Annotated in this window: 14 protein-coding genes; 9 read left to right on the forward strand and 5 right to left on the reverse strand. The window is 35.7% G+C overall.

Going from position 1 to position 25,526, the window contains the following annotated elements:
* Window positions 1-28: 28 nt before the first annotated feature.
* The 9 genes from ACWGOQ_RS01145 to ACWGOQ_RS01185 all read left to right on the forward strand — a co-directional run bounded on the left by ACWGOQ_RS01145 (window position 29) and on the right by ACWGOQ_RS01185 (window position 21,016).
* Window positions 29-1,894, forward strand: coding sequence for a polysaccharide lyase (locus ACWGOQ_RS01145; RefSeq protein WP_452056712.1), 1,866 nt, complete (start codon window positions 29-31; stop codon window positions 1,892-1,894).
* Between the two features lie 38 nt (window positions 1,895-1,932).
* Entirely contained in the window at window positions 1,933-4,134 is a 2,202-nt protein-coding gene (locus tag ACWGOQ_RS01150) for a polysaccharide lyase (protein WP_452056713.1), read from the forward strand.
* A 207-nt stretch (window positions 4,135-4,341) separates the two neighbouring features.
* Complete coding sequence (locus ACWGOQ_RS01155) at window positions 4,342-7,365, forward strand: Ig-like domain-containing protein (protein ID WP_452056714.1); 3,024 nt, start codon at window positions 4,342-4,344, stop codon at window positions 7,363-7,365.
* A gap of 30 nt (window positions 7,366-7,395) precedes the next feature.
* Window positions 7,396-11,421, forward strand: coding sequence for an Ig-like domain-containing protein (locus ACWGOQ_RS01160; protein ID WP_452056715.1), 4,026 nt, complete (start codon window positions 7,396-7,398; stop codon window positions 11,419-11,421).
* A 669-nt stretch (window positions 11,422-12,090) separates the two neighbouring features.
* Window positions 12,091-14,199: a right-handed parallel beta-helix repeat-containing protein gene (locus ACWGOQ_RS01165; protein WP_452056716.1), complete on the forward strand. Its 2,109-nt coding sequence runs from the start codon at window positions 12,091-12,093 to the stop codon at window positions 14,197-14,199.
* Between the two features lie 145 nt (window positions 14,200-14,344).
* Complete coding sequence (locus ACWGOQ_RS01170) at window positions 14,345-15,790, forward strand: polysaccharide lyase (RefSeq protein WP_452056717.1); 1,446 nt, start codon at window positions 14,345-14,347, stop codon at window positions 15,788-15,790.
* Window positions 15,791-16,523: 733 nt separating this feature from the next.
* Complete coding sequence (locus ACWGOQ_RS01175) at window positions 16,524-19,763, forward strand: G8 domain-containing protein (RefSeq protein ID WP_452056718.1); 3,240 nt, start codon at window positions 16,524-16,526, stop codon at window positions 19,761-19,763.
* Window positions 19,764-20,120: 357 nt separating this feature from the next.
* On the forward strand, window positions 20,121-20,747 hold the full coding sequence (locus tag ACWGOQ_RS01180; RefSeq protein ID WP_452056719.1) for a polysaccharide lyase family 7 protein: 627 nt from the start codon (window positions 20,121-20,123) through the stop codon (window positions 20,745-20,747).
* A gap of 50 nt (window positions 20,748-20,797) precedes the next feature.
* Entirely contained in the window at window positions 20,798-21,016 is a 219-nt protein-coding gene (locus ACWGOQ_RS01185; RefSeq protein ID WP_452056720.1) for a polysaccharide lyase family protein, read from the forward strand.
* A 98-nt stretch (window positions 21,017-21,114) separates the two neighbouring features.
* Here ACWGOQ_RS01185 and ACWGOQ_RS01190 read toward each other — a convergent pair whose 3' ends face one another.
* The 5 genes from ACWGOQ_RS01190 to ACWGOQ_RS01210 are packed head-to-tail and all read right to left on the reverse strand — an operon-like array spanning window position 21,115 to window position 25,526.
* Entirely contained in the window at window positions 21,115-22,410 is a 1,296-nt protein-coding gene (locus tag ACWGOQ_RS01190) for a TRAP transporter large permease (RefSeq protein WP_452056721.1), read from the reverse strand.
* A gap of 10 nt (window positions 22,411-22,420) precedes the next feature.
* The gene (locus ACWGOQ_RS01195; RefSeq protein ID WP_452056722.1) at window positions 22,421-22,882 is read right to left on the reverse strand and encodes a TRAP transporter small permease; all 462 of its coding nucleotides are present in this window, start codon (window positions 22,880-22,882) and stop codon (window positions 22,421-22,423) included.
* Window positions 22,879-23,859 (reverse strand): TRAP transporter substrate-binding protein, encoded by a 981-nt coding sequence (locus tag ACWGOQ_RS01200; protein ID WP_452056723.1) that lies wholly within the window; start codon window positions 23,857-23,859, stop codon window positions 22,879-22,881. Before ACWGOQ_RS01200 ends, ACWGOQ_RS01195 begins: the two co-directional genes overlap by 4 nt.
* Window positions 23,856-24,530, reverse strand: a complete 675-nt coding sequence (locus ACWGOQ_RS01205; protein ID WP_452056724.1) for a beta/alpha barrel domain-containing protein — start codon at window positions 24,528-24,530, stop codon at window positions 23,856-23,858. Before ACWGOQ_RS01205 ends, ACWGOQ_RS01200 begins: the two co-directional genes overlap by 4 nt.
* A complete protein-coding gene (locus ACWGOQ_RS01210) occupies window positions 24,531-25,526 on the reverse strand; it encodes a PfkB family carbohydrate kinase (RefSeq protein WP_452056725.1) in 996 nt (331 codons plus the stop codon). It lies immediately after the preceding gene.

Below are 25,526 nucleotides of genomic sequence, written 5' to 3' on the forward strand. Positions count from 1 at the left end.
TATTCTAATAATTCAAAACATATACAACATGAATTACAAATACATAAAAAACAGTTTTACACTAGTTTTATTAGGCTTTACCTCATTTTTATTCGCTCAGGAAAACCATGTATATCAATATGACTTTAACCATTTGCCTTCTGGTCAATATGATAGAGATCAGGTGGAAGAAGCCTTGAATGTTTCCTTTTGTAAAGGAGCAGATGAAGGAAGGGTACATATTTCTGATTTTGAGAACCGTGGTAAAGTGTTAGATGTCAAATACCCGAAAGGACAAGTCAAAACCGGACAAAGTGGCATGCACACAAAAGTTCCTTTTGATGTAGCAGGCGAGTTTGATGAATTATATATCAGTTATTGGGTGTATTTTCCTGAAGACTTTGAATTTCGTGCAGGAGGTAAATTACCAGGGCTAGCTTATCAGACCTCAGAAAGAAATATGTCATTAAGGCTTATGTGGCGATATGATGGACTCATTGAATTCTATGTACATTATAATACAGAACCTACTTGGGATGGATGGCGGGCATCTATTAATTGGAGCTTGACAGATCCATATGAAGAACCCAATGGAGAACCTCAGCCAGATCAGGTGAAATTTAAAAAAGGACAATGGAATCATGTAGAAATGTATAATAAACTAAATACTCCTGGGCAGAATGATGGAATTATGAGAGGATGGCTTAATGGAAATTTAGCAATAGATATTACAGATAATGGCGATTATAGACAGGTTGGTGAAGAAGACATTCATCTCAATACCATTTATTTATCTACTTTTTTTGGGGGTAGTGATGAAACTTTTCAGCCCACAAAAGATCTAGAAGCTTACTTTGATGACTTCATTGTATCAAAGACAAGAATTGGTAATTCTGGCGGCAATGGAGGAGATGGAGACAACGGTAGTGATACGAATCAACCTCCAGTTGTTGCATTCATAAAACCATCTAGTAATAATATTACAGTGGATGAAGGATATAATCTTGATGTTAAAGTAAATGCTTCTGATGCAGATGGTAGTATTAGTAATGTAAAGCTTTTTATCGATGATAATTTTATAAGACAAGAAAGCGTAGCACCTTATGAATGGGGTCATGCAACATCGCCAAACCCAAATGAGGTAAACAATTTATCAGTTGGGACTCACATTCTCAAAGCGATAGCAAGCGATAATGAGGGAATGATTTCTGAAACTACTTTCACCCTTATCGTAAAAAGTGAAAACACAGATGATGGAAATGATTGCTCTTTTGAAACCCCTATTGGTAATAGTATAGCTAGTATCGAAAAAACATCTTTTTCTAAGGTATATGTTTTAGGAGATGATGGACCCGCTTTAGAAAATTTCAAAAAGATTACAATCAATTGGAATGCTGCTAATAATGGATTATATCAGTTTGCTATAAATACCATTAATGGAATACCTGATTATTATGTAGATCTAAAAAGTAAGGTAACCCACACGCTGGGGACATCAAACCCCGCAATCACAATTAATAACTCTGGAATTTCAGGTTTAGATGGTTCCTATTGGATAACCAGAGAAGGCAATAGTTTTGTAATGGTCTCAAAAACTGCTGGATTTACATTGTATTTCAGTAATGATGATCAAGCTCCTTCTTGTGCTAATAGAGCCAGGCCAGACGTGGTAAATAAAGAGTCATTTTCTTACTATCCCAACCCTGTCAATACCTCAGTTTTCATGAAAGGTGTTGACTCATCAGTATATGAAATAATAATTTATAGTATGAATAGTAAAGTCGTTAAAAGGATAAAGCTGGATAAAGAACATTCAATTTCTATTGATGTCGAATCACTAAATAAAGGACTTTATTTTATAGAGTTGAGGTCATCTAACAAAGAAGCAGAGAGATATAAAATGATTAAAAACTAAAAATATTGAAGAACTAAACTAACACGAACTCACACACAATGAAAACACGTAAAACTACAAAAGGTATTTTCCTATTATTTGTTTTATTAATACTAGGGAAAATGAATGCGCAAGACTGCAATACTATGATCGATGTCGATTTTGATAATTGGAATAACAGACGGTACTCTATTGCAGATATAAAAAGTGACTTTAATAATAAAGTAAAGCCGTGGACAGCATCTACCTACAGAGGAGTAGAAGGTCCTGGAGCGGCTAATAATTTAATAGAAAACACGCCACAAGAGACTAGAATTGTCAATGGAACATTACGAGCGCAGTATTTAAAGAATGATGCCTCGGGTAGATCAGGTGGTTTTCTCTTTGATCCTTATTTTGACGCAGTAGATGAAGCTTATTTAGAATATAAAGTAAAATTTGACGATAATTTCTTCTGGGCTACAGGAGGTAAATTGCCTGGCCTTGGAGGTTCAACGAATGGTATTAACAGTGAAAGTACTGGTCGTGGAACCATTCCATCTGGATGTAAATACAACACAAACGGATGGTCTGCACGTCTGATGTGGAGAAGAAATAGAGCGCAAACTAATGCACCTTACCTCATTCTTTATAGCTACTTCGCCGACAAACAAAATGGAGACCCCAGAAGGGATGGAGATTGTGGGGACGGAAAAAGAATTTTTTCTAACCTGAAAGACAATAAGTGGTATACCATTCGCCAATACATTAAAATGAACACACCTGGACAAAAAAACGGTACTGTAATCATGTGGATTGATGGGGAGGAGACGTATCGTGATAATAATGCCAAAATTCGAAACTCAGGAAAAGGCAACTTAAAAATTAATGCTTTGATTATGAATACCTATCGTGGAGGAAGTAGAACAGATCCAGTTTGGCATTCTCCAAGAACAGAATATACGTTTTTTGATGATTTTAAAGTTTGGACTGGATGTGGAAATCCACCTGGAGAAGATAATAAGCCGCCAACAGTTTCCTTAACGAACCCATCACAGAATAATCAAGTTTTTACTTTGGGAGAAACGGTTACACTAAGAGCCAACGCTTCAGACCCTGATGGTAATGTGGATCGAGTTAATTTTAAAGTAAACGGAAGCTATTACGGTCAAGATCAGACTGCTCCTTATAGTGTTACTTGGACACCAACAACGGCTGGTACATATACAGTAGGTGCCAGAGCTTTTGAAGCAGGACAGGAAGGACTTTCTACAGAAGCTTCTAGAACAGTAATCATTGAAGCAGCAACCAGTAATCAGGCACCCAATGTTTCTTTTGTCTCACCATCTGGTAATATCACCGTACAGGAAGGATATGATCTTACAATGGTAGTCAATGCTTCGGATCCGGATGGGAGTATAGCCAACGTAAACCTATATATTAACAATCAATTGATTCGTCAAGAACGTTTTGCTCCATACGAATGGGGTCACGAAGGTTCTCCTAATCCCCAAGAAGTCAATGGACGTTCTGCAGGAGTGTATACGGTACAAGCAATTGCAACGGATAACGAAGGCAAAAAAGGCGAGAGGACCTTTACATTAACAGTTCAAAGTACCAACACTGGTGGAGGCGATAATTGTTCTTTTGGCACCCCGGTCAATGGAGGAATTTCAGCGATGGATAATATCTCGTATTCAAATGTTCATATTTTAGGAAATGGTGGTCCTGGTCTGAATAACTTTAAGGAGTTTTCTATCAATTGGAATCCACAATACAATGGTTTGTATCAATTTGCGTTCAATACGACCAATGGTTCCCCTGATTGGTATGTTGATTTTAAGAATAGTATGACTTTTCAGTTGAAGAATGCTAAACCAGAAGTAACGTTAACGAATACTGGATTTTCGGGATTAGATGGTTCTTACTGGGTTGCCAGAGATGGTGCTAATTTTGTATTGGTTTCCAAAACAAAAGGCTTTACGTTATATTTTAGTAACTCCTCTTCTGCTCCTGGTTGTAACCGATCACCGGATGTTGAAAAAGATGTGAATAATATGTTGGTCTATCCAAACCCAGTACAAGGAAACATTCTAAACATTAGTGGGCTGTCTTCAAAAAACAAAGTACTGCAAGTGGTGGATCTTCAAGGGCGAATTATCAAAGAATTTAATTCTCTGAATACATCAGAAACTGTGGACATCTCCGAACTTCCCTCAGGACCATATTTATTGATTAGCAGAAGTAAGAACTCAAAACAATCTTTATTATTTGTAAAATAAGGATTATATCTAAATCTAAACTGGTATACGTAGGTTGATAAATAAAGATCAACCTATGTATACTATTTCAAAAAGGTAAAATAAAATATTACTGATGTAACACACTATTTTTTGTTTTACATCAATTTTTAGCTATCAAAAACAGATGGCTAGATTAATTAAGTTTCTATTATTAAAATTTAACCTCAAAACATTAGTAAAACAATCATGAATTATTCAACTAACTCAAATAAAACAAAAAGAACATTTGCCTATTTAATATGTTTTTTATTTACAAGTTATTATAGCATAGCACAAGTTCAATTAGAAGAAGAAACTAAGATTACGGATATAGGCCTATTTTTCGATGGAGAAAAAGTTGGGCGAAATGCTCCAAACAATGGGTCAGGATATGACTATTTTTTTGGAAATAGAATATCAGCCCATGGAGATTGTATTAAGAAGTATAAACAATTTGTTTTTATGACTTGGTATAAAGGAGGGAAATATAATAGGCATGTGATGCTTTCCAGATATAATACTAATACTGGTGTTATTAAAACTATTGAATTTCCTCATACACATACTGGATTAAACGGTAAATGGTGGATAGGAGAGTCTCATAACACAATAGCAGTTGGAGTTAGTCCTAAGAATGGAACTATCCATATGCTTTATGATATGCATTCTTATAATAATACAGGATTTTCAAGGAATGATTATTTTAGATATGCATACTCTGAAAAGGATGCGGCTACAGTTCCAGACTCGGACTTTAAATTAAGTCTCTTTGTTCCTGATGGGGCTAATGACTACACCCATGTAAGTCTAAACGGTACTCCCGATCCTCAGCAGTTTCAAGATCTTACGTATCCTAAGTTTTTCCTAAATGATGATGGAGACTTACTAATGCATATGAGAAGAGGAGGTAATGATAACGGGGCATATGTTTTTAGCAAATATAATGCAGCAACTTCGAAATGGGATCGACTTACTCAATTTAATAAATTAAATGCTAAAAATAATGGTCAACAATTTAATTGGGGACTTTATGGAAGTATGAAATATGTAAATGGTAAACTAAGAGTTGGTTTTCAAAGAAGAAGTGCTAACAAAAATGATAAGTACCAATATCAAAATGGTTTCTATTATGGGTATTCTAACGACCAAAGTGGTAGAAGTCAATGGAAAGATCACTCAGGAAGTTCGGTGGATATTCCTTTTGCAAATGCAGATTTATTGAAAGTTTACGAACCTGGTAATTTGGTTTCAGCAACAGGAAAAGACGAGGTTTATATCGTACAAGGTTTTGACTGGACTGTTACGGACAGAGGAGATGTGCATATCATAGGTAAAGTTAGAGATACTAAAAATAACGTAACCAAAAATGTACATACGTATAAGCCAGCGGGTAGTTCAAGATTTATTACTTCAACAAATTTTTCGGGAGGGGATCAATTATATACTTACAATAATAATATTTACATTATTGGTATTAATAATAACCGTGTTTATGTAGAGAAAGCAGACGGAGGTAAAAATAATTTTACCAGAATCTATGCGCCAAGAGGAGGAAAGAAATTTAGGCATGGTGTTCCTTTTATCACTGATGGAAAACTGTATTATTATCTGATGGAAAATAAATCCGGAGATAAACAGCCATTATTCCTACAGGTTATTGATTTAGGAATTAATAATGAAGATAATAAACCACCAACAGTTTCTTTAACAAGCCCATCGCAGCAAAATCAAGAATTTGAATTGGGACAAACCGTTACACTTAGTGCAAATGCCTCGGACCCCGATGGAAATCTTGACCATGTCAATTTTAAAGTAAATGGTTCTTTCTTTAAGCAAGATGATACCAGACCTTTTAGCGTAACCTGGACTCCTACAACAGCTGGGACTTATACTATCGGAGCCAAAGCTATTGACAAAGAAGGACTCTCTACAGAAGTATCCAGAACTATTATTATTAAAGAAGAAACCAGTAATCAGTCCCCCAATGTGTCTTTTGTATCTCCTGCTGGAAATATTTCGGTACAAACAGGATATGCGAGTTTTGAAGTTACAGTAAACGCGTCAGATAGCGATGGTACTATTAGTGATGTAAAGTTATTCGTTGACGGAAGCTTAATTCGCCAGGAAAGTATCGCTCCTTACACTTGGGGTCAAGGCAATAATTCATCCGAACTTTTAGGATTATCTGTTGGACAGCATACGATTAAGGCCGAAGCATCCGATAATGATGGTGCCAAAGCCAGTAAAACGATTACGTTAACGGTCAATGGAGGAACTGGTAATCAAAAACCAACGGTTTCTTTAACAAACCCATCTCATCAAAACCAAGAATTTGAGCAGGGACAAACTGTTACACTCAGGGCAAGCGCGTCTGATCCAGATGGAAACTTGGATTATGTCAATTTTAAAGTAAATGGTTCTTTCTTTAAACAAGATCGTACGAGACCCTTTAGTGTAACCTGGACACCTACAGCAGTAGGAACCTACACGATAGGAGCCAGGGCATTTGATAAAGAAGGATTGTCAGAAGAACTTTCAAGAACTGTGGTTGTCAAAAATGATAGTAGTGGTACTAACAATTGTTCATTTGACACCCCTGCAAATGGCGGTATACCTGCGATGGATAAAATCACCTATTCTGATGTACATATCATAGGAAGTGATGGACCCAAACTAAGCAATTTCCGAAAGTTCACGATTAATTGGGTTCCTCAGAATAATGGATTATATCAGTTCGCCATCAATACCAATAACGGATCACCGGATTGGTATGTAGATTTTAGTGATACCATGACGTTCCAGCTAAAGAACGCTAATCCCGAAGTTACTCTAAGTAATACAGGCTTTGATGGATTGGATGGATCCTATTGGGTAGCACGAGATGGAAACAATTTTGTATTGGTTTCTAAAACAAAAGACTTTACACTGTATTTCAGTAACTCATCAGAACAAGTACCTTGTGTTGATAGAGACAATAATGCTGAGGTATCAAAAGAATCTACCATAATTGTTTTTCCTAATCCAGTCAATAATGAAGGACTTAATGTTTCTGGTATGAGTAACGGGCTTTCAACCATTGAAATAACAGATATGTATGGAAAAGTGATCCATCATCAAACAGAAACAACAAATAGTGCAGAATTAAATGTGTCCAATCTATCTTCAGGAACCTATATACTTGTTATCAAAAGTTTAAAATCAAGAAAGACTATACTCTTTACAAAACAATAATTATTAACCATTAATATAATTCACACAATTATGAAAATTTACTTTAAATACACAAAAGGGATGAAAGTGTTCCTTTTATCGAACCTTTTATTACTCAGCACCAGTTTTTCTGGCTTTGCAAAAGAGAAATTAACATATGAGATGTTCAATAATGCTCCTTCTGTATCCATTACTGGAATTAATAACACATACTCAGTTGGAGCTAATATTAACGTTAACATTAATGCCAATGACTCTGATGGAACGATAACGAAACATCAGGTTTTTGTTAACGGAACTTTGGTAGATACCGACGGAACAAATTACACGCCTCATCAAATATCAAACGTACAAGCAGGTAATTTTTCTGTTAAAGTGGTGGTGACCGATAATGATGGTGCTACGGACGAAGCTACTAAAAACTTTACAGTATCAAGTTCAACTGGTGGCGGAGATAACTGTGACGCGGCATATGAAGAGAAAAATGGACTTGTCGTTATTGAAACAGAAAATCTATCTATATCAGGAAATTGGAAAAAAAGGAGTGCAATTTCTGGCTTTACAGGTGGAGGTTATCTGGAATGGACAGGTCCCGATCACTTCAATGACCCTGGTAATGGTGTTATTAATACCAAAATTAAGATTAATTCTCCAGGACGTTATAAGTTTCTTTGGAGATCTAAAGTTGGAGAAGGAGACAGCCCAACTGAAGCAAACGATACATGGTTAAAATTTCCTAATGCCAGTAAATTTTATGCACAAAAGGGCAACGAAAGAATATATCCTAAAGGATCTGGTCAATCACCTAATCCTGAAGGAGCTGGTGGCGAAGGATATTTCAAAGTATATTCTACTGGAACGACAAACTGGACTTGGGCTACAAAAACAAGTGACAATGATCCTCATGATATATTCGTTGAGTTTGATTCTCCTGGGATATATACAATGCTAATTTCTGGTCGTTCAAAACATCATATTGTAGATAGAGTAACACTAAATAAGTCTAGTGCGGATGCTACAAATGCTAACCTAGCTGAAACAACGTGTGATGATAACGGTGGTGGAGGAAACAATACTAGTGCATCCATTACAGGTGAGCGGAAAAAATGGCATAATGTAACCTTAACCTTTAATGGGCCTAATACTTCAGAATCTGCTGGAAACAATCCATTTTTGAATTATAGACTGAACGTAACTTTTACACATCAAAGTGGTTCACCATCGTATGTTGTTCCTGGTTACTATGCTGCTGATGGAAATGCAGCACAATCATCTGCATCTAGTGGTAATAAATGGAGGGCTCATTTTGCTCCGGATAAAACAGGTACTTGGAATTATAAAGTTTCTTTTAGAAAAGGAAACAATGTAGCTGTCAATGATGGGGTTAATGCAGGAACTGTAGCTGGGTTTATGAATGGAGAAACAGGATCATTTAATATTGGTGCTTCTAACAAATCAGGCAGAGATTTTAGAGCAAAAGGTCGCTTACAATATGTTGGAGAACATTATCTGCGTTTTGCTGAGACTGGAGAATATATGATAAAGCAAGGATCTGATTCGCCAGAAAACTTATTAGCTTATGAAGATTTCGATAATACACCAAACACAGGAAACAGAAGAAAAGATTATCAACCACATGTTGGGGATTGGGAATCTGGAAACCCTACTTGGAAAAATGGTAAAGGGAAAGGACTAATTGGAGCAGTAAACTATATTGCCAGCGAAGGGCTTAATGCTATGTCATTCCTAACTATGAATATTAATGGAGATGACGAAAATGTATATCCATATGTAGGAAGTAATCAACGAACTCGTATGGATGTATCTAAGCTAGCACAATGGGCAATAGTGATAGAACATATGCAAAAAAATGGAATTTTCGCACATTTTAAAACGCAAGAAACCGAAAATGAAATGTTATTGGATAACGGAAATGTAGGAACACAACGTAAATTATATTACCGTGAGTTAATCGCTAGATTTGGACATAACTTGGCACTTAACTGGAATCTAGGAGAGGAGAATGGAATCTATGGTGATACGAACCAGAACACGGCACAGAGAAGAGCAATGACTCGATATTTTTGGAACAACGATCCGTATCGTCATCACATTGTGATTCACAATGCGGTTCCTTTACAACCGGATGATCTGTTAGGAAATACATCGAATCTTACAGGATATTCTATTCAAACTAATAAATCAGATTTTAGAACCGTATTCTCTAGTGTAAAAGAGTGGGTAGATAAGTCTAGAAATGCAGGGAAGAAGTGGGCAGTAGCTGCTGACGAACCTGGAGATGCGCAACACGCAATCCGCCCGGATAATGACGCTGCGAACTCCCATATTGATGGCAGAAAAAATGCTATGTGGGGAACACTACTCGCTGGTGGATGGGGAAATGAATGGTATTTTGGGTATGGACATGCCAATTCTGACCTTTCGTTACAAGATTTTAGAAGTCGAGATAAATGGTGGGATTATGGCCGTCACGCGATTCGATTTTTTGATATAACAGATCTTCCGTTAACAGAAATGAGAAATAATAATTCACTATCCTCTAATAGTAATGATTATTGCTATGCAAAACAAGGAGAAGCCTATGTGGTTTACTTAAAAAATGGAGGTACAACGAATCTTAATTTGAGTGGACGAAGTGGTCAATTTACTGTGAAGTGGTACGATCCACGTAATGGAGGTAATTTGAGAAATGGTTCTGTAACCAACGTAAATGGAGGTGGAAATAGATCATTAGGAAATGCTCCTAATAATAGAGGTCAGGACTGGGTAATCCTAATTACAAAAAATGGTTCTAATCCAACAGAAAATGAGCCTCCTTCTGTTTCTTTTGCCACACCAAATGGAAATACTTCGGTACAAGCTGGATATGCAAGTTTTGAAGTTACAGTAAACGCTTTAGATAGCGATGGTAGTATTAGTAATGTAAAATTATTTGTAGACGGAAATTTAGTTCGCCAAGAAAATATCGCTCCTTATGACTGGGGTATGGGGGATAATGCCGCTGAGCTTTTAAATCTTTCAGTAGGTAATCATACAATTAGAGCAGAAGCTACAGATAATGATGGAGCAAAAACGAGTAAATCATTTACGCTAACTGTTAATGGAGGAACCGGTAATCAAAAACCAACAGTTTCTTTAACAAGCCCATCCCAGCAAAATCAAGAATTTGAATTAGGTCAAACGGTTACGCTTAGTGCAAATGCTTCAGATCCTGACGGGAATCTAGATAGAGTTAATTTTAAAATAAATGGTTCTTTCTTTAGACAAGACCGTACGAGACCCTTTAGCGTAACCTGGACTCCTACAACAGCTGGAACGTACATTATTGGAGCTAGAGCTATTGATAAAGACGGTTTATTTGAAGAAGTATCAAGAACTGTAATAGTCAAAAATGATAATAGTAGTTCCAACAATTGTGGATTCAATACTCCGGCAAGTGCAGGTTTAAGCGCTATGGATAAGGTTGCTTATAATACGGCACACGTTTTAGGAACTGATGGACCGAAACTAGGAAATTTCAGACAATTCACAATTAATTGGGCTCCACAAAATAATGGACTTTATCAATTTGCTATTAATACCAATAATGGATCTCCTGATTGGTATGTAGATTTTAGTGATACTATGACTTTTCAATTGCAAAATGCACAACCAGAAGTTACTCTAAATAATACAGGTTTTGAAGGATTAGATGGTTCTTACTGGGTAGCAAGAGATGGTGCTAATTTTGTATTAGTTTCTAAGGACAAGGATTATACGATCTATTTCAGTAATTCTGCTGCAGCACCTAATTGTAACCGTGCCCAACCAGAAAATGATGTGTTACAGATCAAAGCATATCCTAATCCAGTTCTTTCATCTTCTTTCACAGTATCAGGAATGTCCTCAGAATTGAAAACACTTCAAATAGTAAGTCTTGATGGACGTGTGGTAAAAGAAATGAGCAGCAAAAACACAACAGAAACTTTAGAGCTTTCAGAACTACCGTCTGGATCTTATTTACTGCTGATAAAATCAGTTCGATTTAAAGAATCCCTTCTGTTTGTAAAGAAATAGTTTTAAATAAGTTTAACCAGGATGTTTCGTATACGAAACATCCTGGTTATTATAATTTTTTTATTGATTAACACACTAACAATCAAAAAACCATTGTTGAGAGAAAATACCATTTTTTGGAAACAAAATTCTTATTCACTATTCATCAAATACTTTATACAGGTTAACAGGAAACTTTCTTATATAATTTTAAGACAGATCCTTGTTTTAGAGAGGGAATCAATAATATTGAATGCGTATGATCTTTAAAAAACATTAAAAAATTCATTTTAAAAACCTAATAATCAATTGTTTGAATTTTTATCATCCTTGTTCTGTACTTATTGACCTGAAGTTTTGTTATTTTTGTGTCAAAGTTTTAAAAAACAATGTGAAGTTCCAGACCTTCAAGCAAGTTTTTTAAAACACCGAGCTTCTAAGAAACATGTATAGTTCTGCAGATTTTGTAGTGTAACATTGGTAAAATTATATATGCTAATAATAGTAGTTCAAAACATTGTTTCAAACGGTAGTTTTCGTTTGAAATCCTTTAATATTTCTTCCCTTTGATCTTTTGATATGTAAAGGCATTTTGTGAATGCATTTTTAGGATAAGATAAGCCTGCTTATTTTGCTCCTAAACCATAGATGAACGTAAATTAATAATTAAGATAATTCAAAATTCCAAACATGAGAATCTCAACTAACTCGTTTTCATTTGAAATAATGGCAATACTATTTTTTAGTCTTGTATTTTATACTCAATCAAACGTAGCTCAGACGGTAGAAAATAAAATGACTAGTATTACTTGTAATACGGTAGAATGTATTCTGAACGCAATGACAAACGCGGCACCAGGAGATGAAATAATCGTTCAACCCGGAACGTATATCGCGCCAGAAAAATTTAATAATCTGGGAAAAGCTTCTAGGTTTGCTTCCTCCAGAGATGGCACTTCATCAAATCCAATTATATTAAGAGGAGAAAGTGCTTCAAATCCACCCATTCTAAAAGGCCCTGATGGTATCTATGACGGATACGTGCTCCATATACTAGGAGATTATTGGGTTGTTAGAGATATCATATTTGAAGAAGGCTCTAAAGGGATTGTTTTCGACAACGCAAATTATGGAATTATTGAAAATATAACCGTTCGTGAACTTGGAGAAGAAGGGATCCACCTCAGAGATGGGTCTAGTTTTAATTTGGTTACAGGGTGTCGTGTTTATAACGTTGGGATTAAAAAGCCAGGAATCGGTGAAGGTCTTTATGTTGGTTCTGATAAAAATCAGCACGCAGGACCAGATGATGAAAATGATAATAGTAAGTATGATCCGGATTGTAATGACAATACTATTGAGGGATGTATTATTGGACCAAATGTTACAGCAGAAGGGGCTGATATAAAAGAAGGTACGAAAAATACTATTATACGTAACTGTATCTTCTCGGCCGATGGAATTTCTGGAGAAAATAGCGCAGATGCGTTTATAGATCTTAAAGGAGCCTATGGTTTTGTATATGATAATACCTTTAATTTAGATGGATCAACGATCATTAAAGCAGGAGTAGACTTCTTAGATCGGGGCACAGGCTATAATACAGGATTTAGAAATGCCATATTCAATAACACGTTCAATTTAGAAGGACGCGGTACTGAAATCCAAACAGCAAGAAAAAAACAAGGAGATCCATCCGAAATTCATGTGTGGGACAATATTAGAAATCCCAACACTCCGGATTTTCCTATTAGTGACGGTAGTCTTGGATATATCACTCAATCTTGCCCTGATTGGAATAAAGAACCTTGTGATAATTCAGAAAATCAGGCACCAACCGTTTCATTTATAGACCCTACGTCGGATATAACAGTGTTAGCAGGATACGACGCTCTTATAGTAGAAGTTAATGCCTCTGATGTTGATGGGACCATATCAGCGGTTCAGTTATTTATAGATGACTCACCAATTAGAACAATCAATGAACCTCCTTATCAATGGGGATTAGGAAGTAATGCTAGTGAATTATTAGGGTTGCCCTTAGGTACTTATGTTTTTAAAGCTGAAGCCACTGATGATAAAGGTAAAACTACAGTAGCAGAATTTATACTAACGGTACAAAACGAGGATACAGGAGACGATGATGATTGTAGTTTTGGAACACCAATTGCCAGTGCATTGCCTACTTTTGATAACGTTTCTTTTTCTAATGTGCACGTACTAGGTCAGGGGCCCAATATAAGTAATATTAGCCGTTTCAGAATTTCGTGGAATTTACAACAAAACGAGCTTAACCGTTTTGATATCAATACATCAGATGGAGTGCCTGATTTTTATATGGATCTAAGAGATGCTGTTAGTTACGAATTTAATACTACTTCACCGGAGCTAACATTAAGCAACTCAAACCTGCCAGGATGGGATGGAGCTTATTGGGTTGCAAAGGATGAAGATAATTTTGTGTTGGTATCAAAAAATAATGGATTCACCTTATATTTTAATAATTCTGAAGTGGCTCCAGAATGTAATTCTGTATTGTCAAATTCTGATTTTTCTAATATAGAAAGGCAGTTCAAGGTGTTTCCGAATCCCATCAACCAACAGTATCTTTATGTAACATCAATTGCCAAACAAGAAAAAAAACTAGTGGTGGTTGACCTTCTTGGAAAAACAGTAATATCTGAAACTCTTCACCCGAATGATCAAAAAATTGACGTTTCAGCTATAGCTCCTGGCACCTATATTCTTTTAGTAAAAGGAATGAAAGATCAAGAATCTGTGTTTTTTGTAAAGCGCTAAAGTGAATTTCTACTACTAAATAACAACCGAGAATTAGCTAAACCAATAAAATGATTAATATCAGAAAATCAAAATATCTATGATCAGTTTTCTGCTGAAAAAGGCTCCTTTTAAAACTAAGATAGAACCCACCTAAAAATTCATTATGAAAATTCAAAACCTACACAAACATCTGAAGTGTACAACAAGTATGTTTCTCTTGATCGGTATACCTGCTATTAATGCACAGGAATGTAATAATTCAAGACTGATTTTTGATCAAAATTTCAACCAATACAATGATGAAAATAGCTTGTATACCAGAAGTATGGCGGACAATGATTTCCCAGAACTTGCAGGAAGAACCTCTGGCGGTAATGTCAGGGGACTAAGCAACGATTTTCCTCAAAGAAACCGAGTGATTAATGGCGAACTACGGGCAGAATATACCAAAGATGATGCGAGTGGCAGAACAGGTGGTTTCGTTTTTGATAGCAGTTTTGATGGGGTTGAAGAAGCAATCTTGGAGTATCGGGTAAAATTTGCTGATGACTTTGTATGGGCAACTGGTGGAAAACTGCCAGGTTTAGGAGGAGCTTCTACACCAAATGGGTCACAACCGGCTGGCTGTACACAAAATCAAAACACTATAGAAAATGCTTTTTCTTGTCGTTTGATGTGGCGGTCTAATACTGCACAAACACAACCACCGTATCTTATTGTTTATGATTATTTACCCAACAGAGAAACTCGATGTGGAGGTGACACCCGACTAGGTAATTTAAAGCTTGAAAGAAATAAATGGTATACCGTAAAACAATACCTAAAGCTAAATACGCCAGGTCAAGAAAACGGTATTTTAAGAATGTTTATCGATGGTGAAAAATTAGTTGATCTTAATGATGTAACTTTTCGTTTACCCGGAAAAGGTAGTGTTAAAATTAACTCTGTTGTAATGCATACCTACAGAGGAGGTAATCGTACAGACGAATGGTGGCAATCACCACAAGACGATTATACGTACTTTGACGATTTCAAAGTATGGACCAATTGTTCTGATACGGATAATGAAGAAAATCAAATGCCTACATTGTCATTAACAAGTCCAGCTCAAAATAGTTATGTACAAGGTGATGACATAACGGTAGCTATTAACGCTAATGATACTGATGGAACCATCATAAAACACGAAATTTTTGTAAACGAAGAACTGGTTGATACGGATGGTCAATATTTTACACCCCACATTATCGATAACATACAGCCAGGCGAGTATACCATAAGAGTAATAGTCGCAGATAATGATGGAGCAACTAATGAGGTTTCTAAAACAATAACTGTAGAAGAAACGCTGTCCATTGAAGATTTTGAAACAGGAGGTTTAAATTTAAAAATGTATCCAAATCCTGCGGATTACCAATTACATATCGAGGCACTTATCAATAGTACGATGAATATAGTAATTGTGGAGTTAAATGGAAGAATCATAAAAAAGAGTACAATGACAAGCAATGACCAAACGATCGATGTAAGCGATATCCCATCTGGACTATACATTATTACGATCCAGAATACTAAAAGAAACGTGTCCAAGCTATTTGTTAAAAAATGAAGTTGAATAAAACTCTTCAAATCACCAACTAAAAACCAATTTTGAATTATAATCAATGGTAGAATACCACGTTAAAAACTAATAATACCTCGCTCCATTATATGTTTTCGAATTCATATGTCGAGTTGAAATTGTAATTCTTTTGAAGTATGTCTAAATACAAAGTAAAATGATCCAAAAAGGACCTAAAAATTATCTATAAAGTATCTTTAATTTTTAAAAACTAAATATCAGGATTTTAATGTATTTGTCAAGTGTTTTAAACTTGAATTTTTTAGAATAAACAAGTATTATTGTATTGTAAATATTTAATAAGGAAATTCAGACATTCTTATTATTATTTTTACGATAATTACAATGCACTTAACAAATACAATTGGGAATTTTAATCTATAATTTAAAATTTATGTATGATCATATCAATCTTAAGTAAATTATTATAAATACCATGTCGTATTAAGCATTTTGATTTTTAAAATATTTCTTCCCTTAGATCTTTAATATTTTAATATGGATATGAGTATACACATCCACGAAGCGTGAATTATTTCATGAAGTGGATCTAACCATATTGAATAAATTAATGATAGAAATCACATTTTTTCGAACAACATTAAAATACGAAACCTTTAAAAGTTCTAAGACGGTTTAAGTCTATGAGAACTGGTTTTTTTATTTCGATGGTAAATATTCTATTACATAACACAAACTCAAAACTAAAACCTAACTAATTATGAAAACCTTCAAAAATTTCATTATAAAATGGCAAAAGTATGCCAAACACAATAGTGTTATAACATTAACTTTATTAGTGTTACTAGCGTTTTGTATGAGCAAGCGTATTGCTATTGCTTCCGATTCTCCAACAAATAGTATTTCCTCATTTAATTGCGTACCTCCCACGATAAATCTAGCAACGATCCAACCTATTCGTTCTGGTTTATGGACAAGTGCTTCTACTTGGCCTAATGGCGTTAAACCGACACTAAATGATGATGTGGTAATCCCATCAGGAATAGACCTGGTGATGGTAGGTACTTGTAGAGCAAAAAGCATTAGAGTAAACGGAAAATTAAGTGCTGTAAATTGGCAACCACAAGGAGCTTGGATTGATTTAGAAACGCAACGTATTATGGTAGCAGATGGCGGTTATATGGAAATCGGAACTGAAGGCCAACCTTATCAAGCAAATAAAAATAGTAATGAGATTCGTTGTCAGATAACACTCAGCGGTACTAAAATAGTAGATGCACCGGCATCCTATAAATCCATTATGGTTATGGGTGGAGGCCGATTAGAGCTACACGGAAAGAAAAGAATGAGTTGGACTAACCTTTCTGCTACCGCAAATGCAGGAGCTACCCAAATCACCTTAAAAGAAGCTGTTAATTGGGAAATAGGAGATCAAATTGCATTGACTGCTACAGGTTTAGCTACTAATAGTGGCAAAGCTTGGAACGATGTTGATGAAGCTGAGATCGTTGCCATTAGTGGTAATAGAAGAACCCTTACACTAAAAGAGCCGTTACAATATAAGCATATAGGAGGATCAAAATCATATACCAGGGCAAGAGATGGAAAAACCTGGGATGTGAATATCCAGGGTGAGGTAGGCTTGTTATCTCACTATATCAAGATTCAGGGGAAGATGGATGGAAACAATGAACAAACTGGATTTGGCGGTCATATTATGTTAATGAAAAACTCCACTGCTCACGTAGAATATATAGAGCTGTATAAAATGGGACAGAAAGCAGTTTTAGGAAGATACCCATTCCATTGGCATTTAAATGAAGATAAGGCGCAAGGCAGTTATTTAAGAAACAGTAGTGTACACAAATCATTTAACAGGGCAGTAACGATACATGGAACGGACTATGTTACCGTAGATGGAGTATTTGCATATGATCATATCGGTCACGGTATTTTTTTAGAGGATGGTGCTGAACGCTTCAATACCATTAAAAACAATGTAGTGTTTGTAACCAGACGACCTAAAAGAGGAGAAGAAGTAACACCTTCTGATAATGAGTTTAATCAACTTCAAAATAGAACGCCTGCTTCCTATTGGATCACAAATCCCAATAATTATTTCGAAAATAATGTAGCTGCTGGAACAGAAGGTACTGGTTTCTGGTTTGCATTTCCTGAAAATGGTCCTATGTTTGCTTCTGGGAATCTTACATATTATGAAGGAATGGTGGTTTGGAAACAACCTTTAGGGAAATTTGATGGTTTTGTGGCACATACGTGTATGAATGGTTGGGATGTTTTTGATCAACTTAACGACGATCATTCTATAAAAAAGAATTTTGGTTGGGACGTACAGACAGAACAATATATACAAAACGGATTGTTTTACGGAAATGATCAAGCCATATATAGTGGATTAGGGGTCAAAGGCGATGCTACTAAGGTTGTGTATAGGAATTGTATTTTTAGTGATAACAAAACGATTACGATGCTCGCTTCTGACATCAAAATAGAAAATAGTCTTTTTAATGTGGATGCTGAATTAGGTGTTTTTTCAGGGACACGTGAATTCTATAAATTTTATGATGGTCCAGGACGACATATCGACTGTCATTTTGAAGGCTGGAACCTTGGAAATGCAGTGATGATGCAACAGAAAGAAGGAGCGGGTGCCACCGAAAATTTGAACCCTACATTTAGAGGAACGACCAAAGGATTTTCAGAACCCTTTCCATTTAGATTTTTACAACCAAACCCAACTGCTCGCCCAAGAAAGATTGCTTTGGGATTTAAAGATTACGATGGAGGACTTTTAGGCAAAGCGCATACCACCTTGGTGCGGGATGTTGCGTTTAATAGAGTTGGGAATGAATACCGACATTCATCTTGGGAAAATATGATACGATCGGATTTTTATCTTGCCAATTTATGGTTGACAGGTATGGGCAATGATCCTGCCATAGCAATTCAGCGTATGAAGCCCGGAACAGAAACTGCTTGTGTATACGATATAGGAGCAAATACTGGAACATACAAAGCTGGATTATTTGTTAATGAGGGGTTTACCTACAACTATTACTTGTCTAAAGTCCCCACTAGTAAACGCATACATCTAATATGGTATCAAGGAGATGCCGGAGACTTAACTTTGGTAAATTTTAAGGGATTAGGAAAGCTTAGTGGTTTTAATGTAAGCGGCTCTGGCATTGTAAGGCTAACATCTAAAGCCGCTGTAGAGGCTTCAACAGATCTTGCGTACTTTATTGCTGGAAATGGAGATGTATATTTGAAATTAAGAGCAAAAGGAGGGAATGATAGGATAAATATTTTTCTCAAATGGACAGGGCAAGGATCGTATAACATTATACCATTGCCTTGTACTACCAATGATTATGAGCCTGAAGATAACAGTACGGATAACACACCTCCACAAGTTAGTTTCCAAAGTCCTAGTACTAACGAATTTATAGAAGGAGATGATGTTGGAGTCACAATTAATGCGTCAGATAGTGATGGAAATGTTGCAAATGTGGAACTCTACGTAAATAATGAGTTAGTAAGACAAGAAGGAGTAGCGCCATACGAATGGGGTGCAGCTAATCCAGGTCAAAATGACGTAGCTTTATTGAACATCGCTTTAGGAAGCTATGAATTAAAGGCGGTCGCTACAGATAATCAGGGAGCTACTACTACTCAAATTATGACTATCATCGTTAAAGAAAATACGTTATCCATTGATGATGTAGAAGATCAAGATGCTTTAATAATATATCCTAATCCAGTTCGGAATTCTCTATTTGTATCTGGAAATAATATTTTTAATAAAATGATTAAAATATATGATCTATTGGGCGCAGTTAGAACCAGTAAATCAATTAGTGAAAACGATAATGAAATTAATTTAAGCAAATTGTCTAATGGAATCTATTTGGTTCAAATTATTGATGTAAATAATAGCCAAAAAGTACCAATGATCTACAAGATTATAAAGACCGATTGACACAATAGTAAATTACCCTAAGATAATATATTCTAAAGGTACTTCGCTCATCTTATGTGTCAATTATGACTTATTGATGTATCGAGAACTTTAAAAGGTGTAGCTATTATTCTTCAAAAAAAATGAAACAATTCAGATTGCCGGGATAGTCTATAAAGCCTTGATAGATTCTGTTTTGTTTTGGTTAAAACTGAAGCGATAACTTAAAGAATGTTGGACAGTTTTTACTTTCGAACATTGATTACTCTAAAACCACTTAAAGCTTCATCTATAAAAATACAACCTCAAGCAAATTTTGCCTTGAGGTTGTTTAAATATTTCTCAATAACTCAAGAACAATAACACAAATTATTACTTATGAAACGTTCTTACCAAATTATTTGTAATCGAACTAAAAAGTTCTTTTTTTTAGTTCTACCAACGAACCTAATGATTTCTTGCGTAAATGATGATCTTCAAGACATTACAGAAGAAACAGAATTACATTCTCAATCTATCTCTAAGGCATCAGATAGTCCATATGACAAATGGGAATTATCTGATTCTGACTGGAAAATCCAACTTCCGATTGAAAAAAATGCTAAATCTTGTAGTGGAAAAACGTATAAATATGGAGTATTAAATGTCTCTAATTCCAGCCCGCAAAACGGATATCGTCATAGGACTTATTTTGAAGTGTATGATCGTTATAGTGTGGCGTATGTGGCTCCGGGAAAAGGTCCAAGTACTTCTTGCGGTACCAGAGGAACTCGTACAGAATTGCGCCAAAATACAGAATGGAATACCAATAGTAATAATACTAGAACTTTAAAATTAAAGCTTCGTATTACACAGTTCTCTGATTCCAGGCAATTAGGCTTTGCTCAAATTCATACAGGAAGTGATGACCTTATGTTGTTGTATACACAACAGCTAAGCAGCACCGGTAACCAGTTTTATTTAAAAATGCGTGGAGATGCGGTGAAAGAGGAGCTGATAGATTAAAGAGCGACGGTCTTATAACCAATAGTAGTGGAAGTCGTTTGAAATTTAATATGAATACAGCTTACGAATTTAAAATTCAATCAGGAAATAATAGAATAAAAGTACAAATCAAAAACAGCAGTGGTAACTTTTATACGTTATATAACGATCCAACACTCGAAGATTCTTCTAAAGCTCTTTTTAAGGCCGGAATTTATATTCTAAACAATACTAACGGGTCGGGTCAAAAAGGAGGTGCTGCAAAGGTTCGATTTTATGCGGTTGATTAGGATAAATAGTTGAATGCAAAAGATACCTTTTTAAAAATATTTGAAGGGCTTTCGAAATATTAGTTCGGAAGCCTTTTTTAGTATGTTTTGTACAAAAATTATAAATCGAAAACTCTCGGCAACCATAAACTTAGTTCTGGAATATAGGTAATCATAACCAAGACCACAATCATAATCAAAAATAGCGGCAGTAAAGGCCTAATTACTTTTTGAATACTTAATTCTGCTACGCTACATCCAACAAACAGTACAGAACCAACAGGAGGTGTACATAATCCAATACAAAGATTTAGTATCATTACAATGCCAAAGTGAATAGGATTCATTCCTAAATCAGTAACGATTGGTAAAAATATAGGAGTAAAGATCAGTATTGCTGGAGTCATGTCCATAAAAACTCCAACAAATAGTAAAATCAAATTGATGAGAATCAAGATAACTATGGGGTTTTCGCTTACTGAAAGTAAAGCGTTGCTAATTTCTTGAGGAATATTTTCATATGACATTACCCAAGACATGGCGATAGAAGTGGCGATTAGGAGGAGTACAATTGCTGAGGTTTTCACTGTTTCGATGAGAATAGACCCTATACTTTTAAAAGATATTTCTTTATACGCCATAGCCAAAACAAACGTATAAATAACCGCAATTGCAGAGGCTTCTGTAGCTGTAAAAATTCCTGCTACAATCCCTCCGATAACCACTACCAGTAAAAGTAAGCTCGGTAATGCGTCTAAAAACCTCTTTAAAAACACTTGAAAGCTTACTAGTTTTTCTGTAGGATATTTTTTGATTATAGAATAAACTCCTGCAACGAACATCAAAGCAAGTCCTATCAATAAACCAGGTACATATCCAGCAACAAATAAAGCAGCTATAGAAACACCACCACTAGCAAGAGAATATATGATTAATACATTACTAGGTGGAATTAATAGGCCGGTAGTCGAACTTGTGATGTTTACAGCCGCGCTAAAAGACTTATCATAACCTTCTTTTTCCATCATTGGATTCATAAACCCACCTATTGCAGAAGCAGCGGCAACAGCAGAACCAGAGATTGCACCAAAAAGCATACAGGCAAAAATGTTTACAAATGCCAACCCACCAGGTAAGGGGCCTACTATAGCTTTTGCAAAATTTATAAGCCTTACTGCAATGCCTCCTCTATTCATGATCTGACCTGCTAAAATAAAAAATGGAATTGCAGAAAGTGTAAAACTATCTAAAGAGGTTGCCATACGCTGAGCTAAAGTTGTTACGGAGGGCATAAAAGGCATGGCGACCATTAATGTAAACAATCCGGAAAGTCCAATAGCATAGGCGACAGGAACACGCAAGGAAAGCAATACCAAAAAACTTAGGGTCAGAATTAAAACTTCAGTATAGTTCATAAGGCGAATTTTAAAATCTTTTTTTTCGAAGCAATATTTCCAAAGAATAATAACATATCAATAAACCACTTATAGGTATCACTAAATAAATAAATCCTAAAGGAATCTCTAAGGTTGCGGATTTTTGCTGAAACACAAACGTAAGCCAGCAAAGTCTGATGCCACCAATTACCATTACCAAGAAACCAAAAACGAAGATGGCTCCGTGTACAATACCATCATAAAGTCTTTGCTTTTTTGCTACAATACGAGCGGGAATTAGGTCTATTGCAAGATGTAAGCGTTTTCCTGTAGCATATGCTGCTCCGAGAAGTCCTAACCAGATTAAAGAAAAGCTGGAAATTTCATCAGTAATAGTGCTTGGAGATTGGAGTAAAAATCTGGAAAACACCTGCCAGATAACACTTAATAACATCAAAGAGAATATGAAGATTAATGCTTTTTCCAAAATTGTATCAATCATTTTCTTCATTGATTCGTATTTTTGATATTCTTAATAAGAGAGAGCATTTCTGGATCATCCTGAAACATAGTTTGGATGCTTTCTGTTTTCTTTTCAAACAAAACTGTATCTGGTGTAATAATTTCGACTCCCGAAGCAGTAATGGCGTCTAGAGACTCTTTTTCAGAATCAGCCCATAATCTTCGTTGCTCTTCAGTAGATTCTCTGGCTGCTTCCTTTAACCAAATCTGTTCTTGTTGAGATAGCCTTTCCCAAGTGTCTAAGCCTATCAATAAAACATCAGGAACAGAGGTGTGTTGATCCATGCTAAAATATTTACAAATTTCGTAATGCTTAGAAGTATAAAAGCTAGGGAGATTATTTTCTGCTCCATCTACAACGCCTTGTTGTAAGGCTGTGTATAATTCTCCCCACGAAATTGGAGTAGGGGAACCTCCTAAAGAATTTACCATGGCCACGGCCATATTGCTTTTTTGAACTCTTATTTTAAGTCCTTGTAAATCTCCCGGAGTTTTTATTGGTTTTTCTTTGGTATAAAAACTACGACTTCCCGCGTCATAAAAAGTAAGTCCTCTTAATCGATACTTATCCCCTTTAGTGAGCATATCATTACCTATAGAACCATCAAAAACCTGAAAAGCGTGTGATCTGTCCCTAAACAGGTAGGGAATACTAAAAACTTTATATTCGGTAATAAAGTTTTCCAAAACAGCGGCAGAAACTTTGGTCACATCAAGGCTTCCTATTTGCAATAATTCCAGGCATTCACGTTCTGCGCCTAATTGACCACTAGGGTACAATTTTACTTTTAGGGTGCCGTTCGATTTTTTTTCAAGTTTTTCTCCTAAAATAACCATTGCCTTATGCACGGGATGTTTGGTGTCTAAGGTATGTGCAAGTCTTAGTATTTTAGTCTGGTTTTTTGTAGCGCAAGATCCGAATACGAACAACCCTATAGACAATAATAATAGCCTCTTGATTTTCATAGGTTTTTGTTTTTTTTGACTTTTTGAACATGCCGCAGTGCCTCCTCAATATCTTTAGTTAATTTTAGGAGGTTTCCATTTTTAATGTCGTTTTTATTGAAAAGTTGTGACCCTATCCCAACGCAACTTACACCAGCGTTAAACCATAGTTTTAGATTGTCTAGAGTGGGCTGTACACCTCCTGTAGGCATTATTTTTATTTGGGGTAATACTGCTTTAACGGCTTTTATAAAATCTGGCCCCAAAACATTGCCAGGGAAAGCTTTAATTAGTTGTGCACCTAATTGATGAGCCTTATATACTTCAGTAATGGTAGCACAGCCAGGAATCCATACTCTTCCTTTTTTATTGCAAAAATCAGCAATCTCAAGAATCAACGCTGGAGATACAATAAAATCTGCTCCAGCATCCAGAAATTGCTTTGCTTGAGTTTCGGTAAAAACGGTACCGATACCCAGAATAAGATCATTATACTTTGATGTGTATTCATATAGTTCGGTAAATACAGTTAATGCATTTTCATCTCTGTTTGTGAATTCAAAGACTCTGATGCCTGCTTTATAGGACGCATCCAATACTTCTTTGGCAATATAAATGTTGGTATGATTGAATACTGGAATTAATCCAGTATTTTCCATCGTGTTGATGATATGTTTGTTTTGGTATTTCATTTATCGTAATAACCTTCCTATGTTGTTGCCCTCTTGTAGCTGTTCTACTTCTTCTATTGAAACTAAATTGGCATCACCCGCAATTCCGTGCTTCAATACGGATGAAGCCACTGCAAATTCTAATGCATTTTGATCTTCCTTTTGTAGTAGTCCATAAATTAATCCTGCCATAAAAGCATCTCCACCACCGATTCGATCTACTATATTTTCTAAATCATAGGTTTTGGATGTTTTGAGTTCTCCGTGTTTCCAGAGCATAGCGGATAATTTATTACGGGAAGCAGAAAGAATTTCTCTATGAGTATTTGATAAAGTATGTACTTCGGGATATTTTTGTTGTACTTTTTTGCATCCTTCTTCAAAACTATCAGCTGAAATACCCAAACAATTTTCGAAATCGGTTAATCCACCTACAATCACATTGCTCCTACTGATTAGATCAGGCATGATAGCTAAAGGCGATTTTCCATATTGCCAGAGGTTTCTACGATAGTTGATGTCGCCACTTACTGTAATTCCTAGCTTTTTAGCTGTAGTTAGGGCATCCATACATATTTGGGCTGCTGATTCTGAGATGGCTGGAGTAATTCCTGTCCAGTGCAACCAATCTACATTTTCCAAGATGTTACCCCAGTTGAAATTGGTAGGGTTTAAATTTGCAAAAACAGAATCAAAACGATCATAAATAATTTTAGAAGATCGTTGCATAACTCCATTTTCTAAAAAATACAACCCCATTCTACCATCACTAAACTTTATGTAATCGGTATTTACTCCAAGTTTTCTCAAATAATTAAACGCAGCTTTTCCAACGGAATGATCCGGAAATCCAGTGATATGAGTTGTTGAAATATCCCACTGCGCTAATGAAATTGCCACATTAGCTTCTGCTCCTCCAAAATGAGCAACATAGTTTTCTGATTGCTCGAATCGTTCATTAGATGCGGTAGTAAGTCGCATTAATACTTCACCTAAAGTCACAACTTTTTTATTCAT

The sequence above is a fragment of the Aquimarina ulvae genome, assembly GCF_053613295.3.

Bases quoted from the DNA above. Each gene is read 5' to 3' on its own strand.
- ACWGOQ_RS01145 (WP_452056712.1), top strand. From the start codon at position 29: ATGAATTACAAATACATAAAAAACAGTTTTACACTAGTTTTATTAGGC.
- ACWGOQ_RS01150 (WP_452056713.1), top strand. From the start codon at position 1,933: ATGAAAACACGTAAAACTACAAAAGGTATTTTCCTATTATTTGTTTTA.
- ACWGOQ_RS01155 (WP_452056714.1), top strand. From the start codon at position 4,342: ATGAATTATTCAACTAACTCAAATAAAACAAAAAGAACATTTGCCTAT.
- ACWGOQ_RS01160 (WP_452056715.1), top strand. From the start codon at position 7,396: ATGAAAATTTACTTTAAATACACAAAAGGGATGAAAGTGTTCCTTTTA.
- ACWGOQ_RS01165 (WP_452056716.1), top strand. From the start codon at position 12,091: ATGAGAATCTCAACTAACTCGTTTTCATTTGAAATAATGGCAATACTA.
- ACWGOQ_RS01170 (WP_452056717.1), top strand. From the start codon at position 14,345: ATGAAAATTCAAAACCTACACAAACATCTGAAGTGTACAACAAGTATG.
- ACWGOQ_RS01175 (WP_452056718.1), top strand. From the start codon at position 16,524: ATGAAAACCTTCAAAAATTTCATTATAAAATGGCAAAAGTATGCCAAA.
- ACWGOQ_RS01180 (WP_452056719.1), top strand. From the start codon at position 20,121: ATGAAACGTTCTTACCAAATTATTTGTAATCGAACTAAAAAGTTCTTT.
- ACWGOQ_RS01185 (WP_452056720.1), top strand. From the start codon at position 20,798: ATGAATACAGCTTACGAATTTAAAATTCAATCAGGAAATAATAGAATA.
- ACWGOQ_RS01190 (WP_452056721.1), bottom strand. From the start codon at position 22,410: ATGAACTATACTGAAGTTTTAATTCTGACCCTAAGTTTTTTGGTATTG.
- ACWGOQ_RS01195 (WP_452056722.1), bottom strand. From the start codon at position 22,882: ATGAAGAAAATGATTGATACAATTTTGGAAAAAGCATTAATCTTCATA.
- ACWGOQ_RS01200 (WP_452056723.1), bottom strand. From the start codon at position 23,859: ATGAAAATCAAGAGGCTATTATTATTGTCTATAGGGTTGTTCGTATTC.
- ACWGOQ_RS01205 (WP_452056724.1), bottom strand. From the start codon at position 24,530: ATGAAATACCAAAACAAACATATCATCAACACGATGGAAAATACTGGA.
- ACWGOQ_RS01210 (WP_452056725.1), bottom strand. From the start codon at position 25,526: ATGAATAAAAAAGTTGTGACTTTAGGTGAAGTATTAATGCGACTTACT.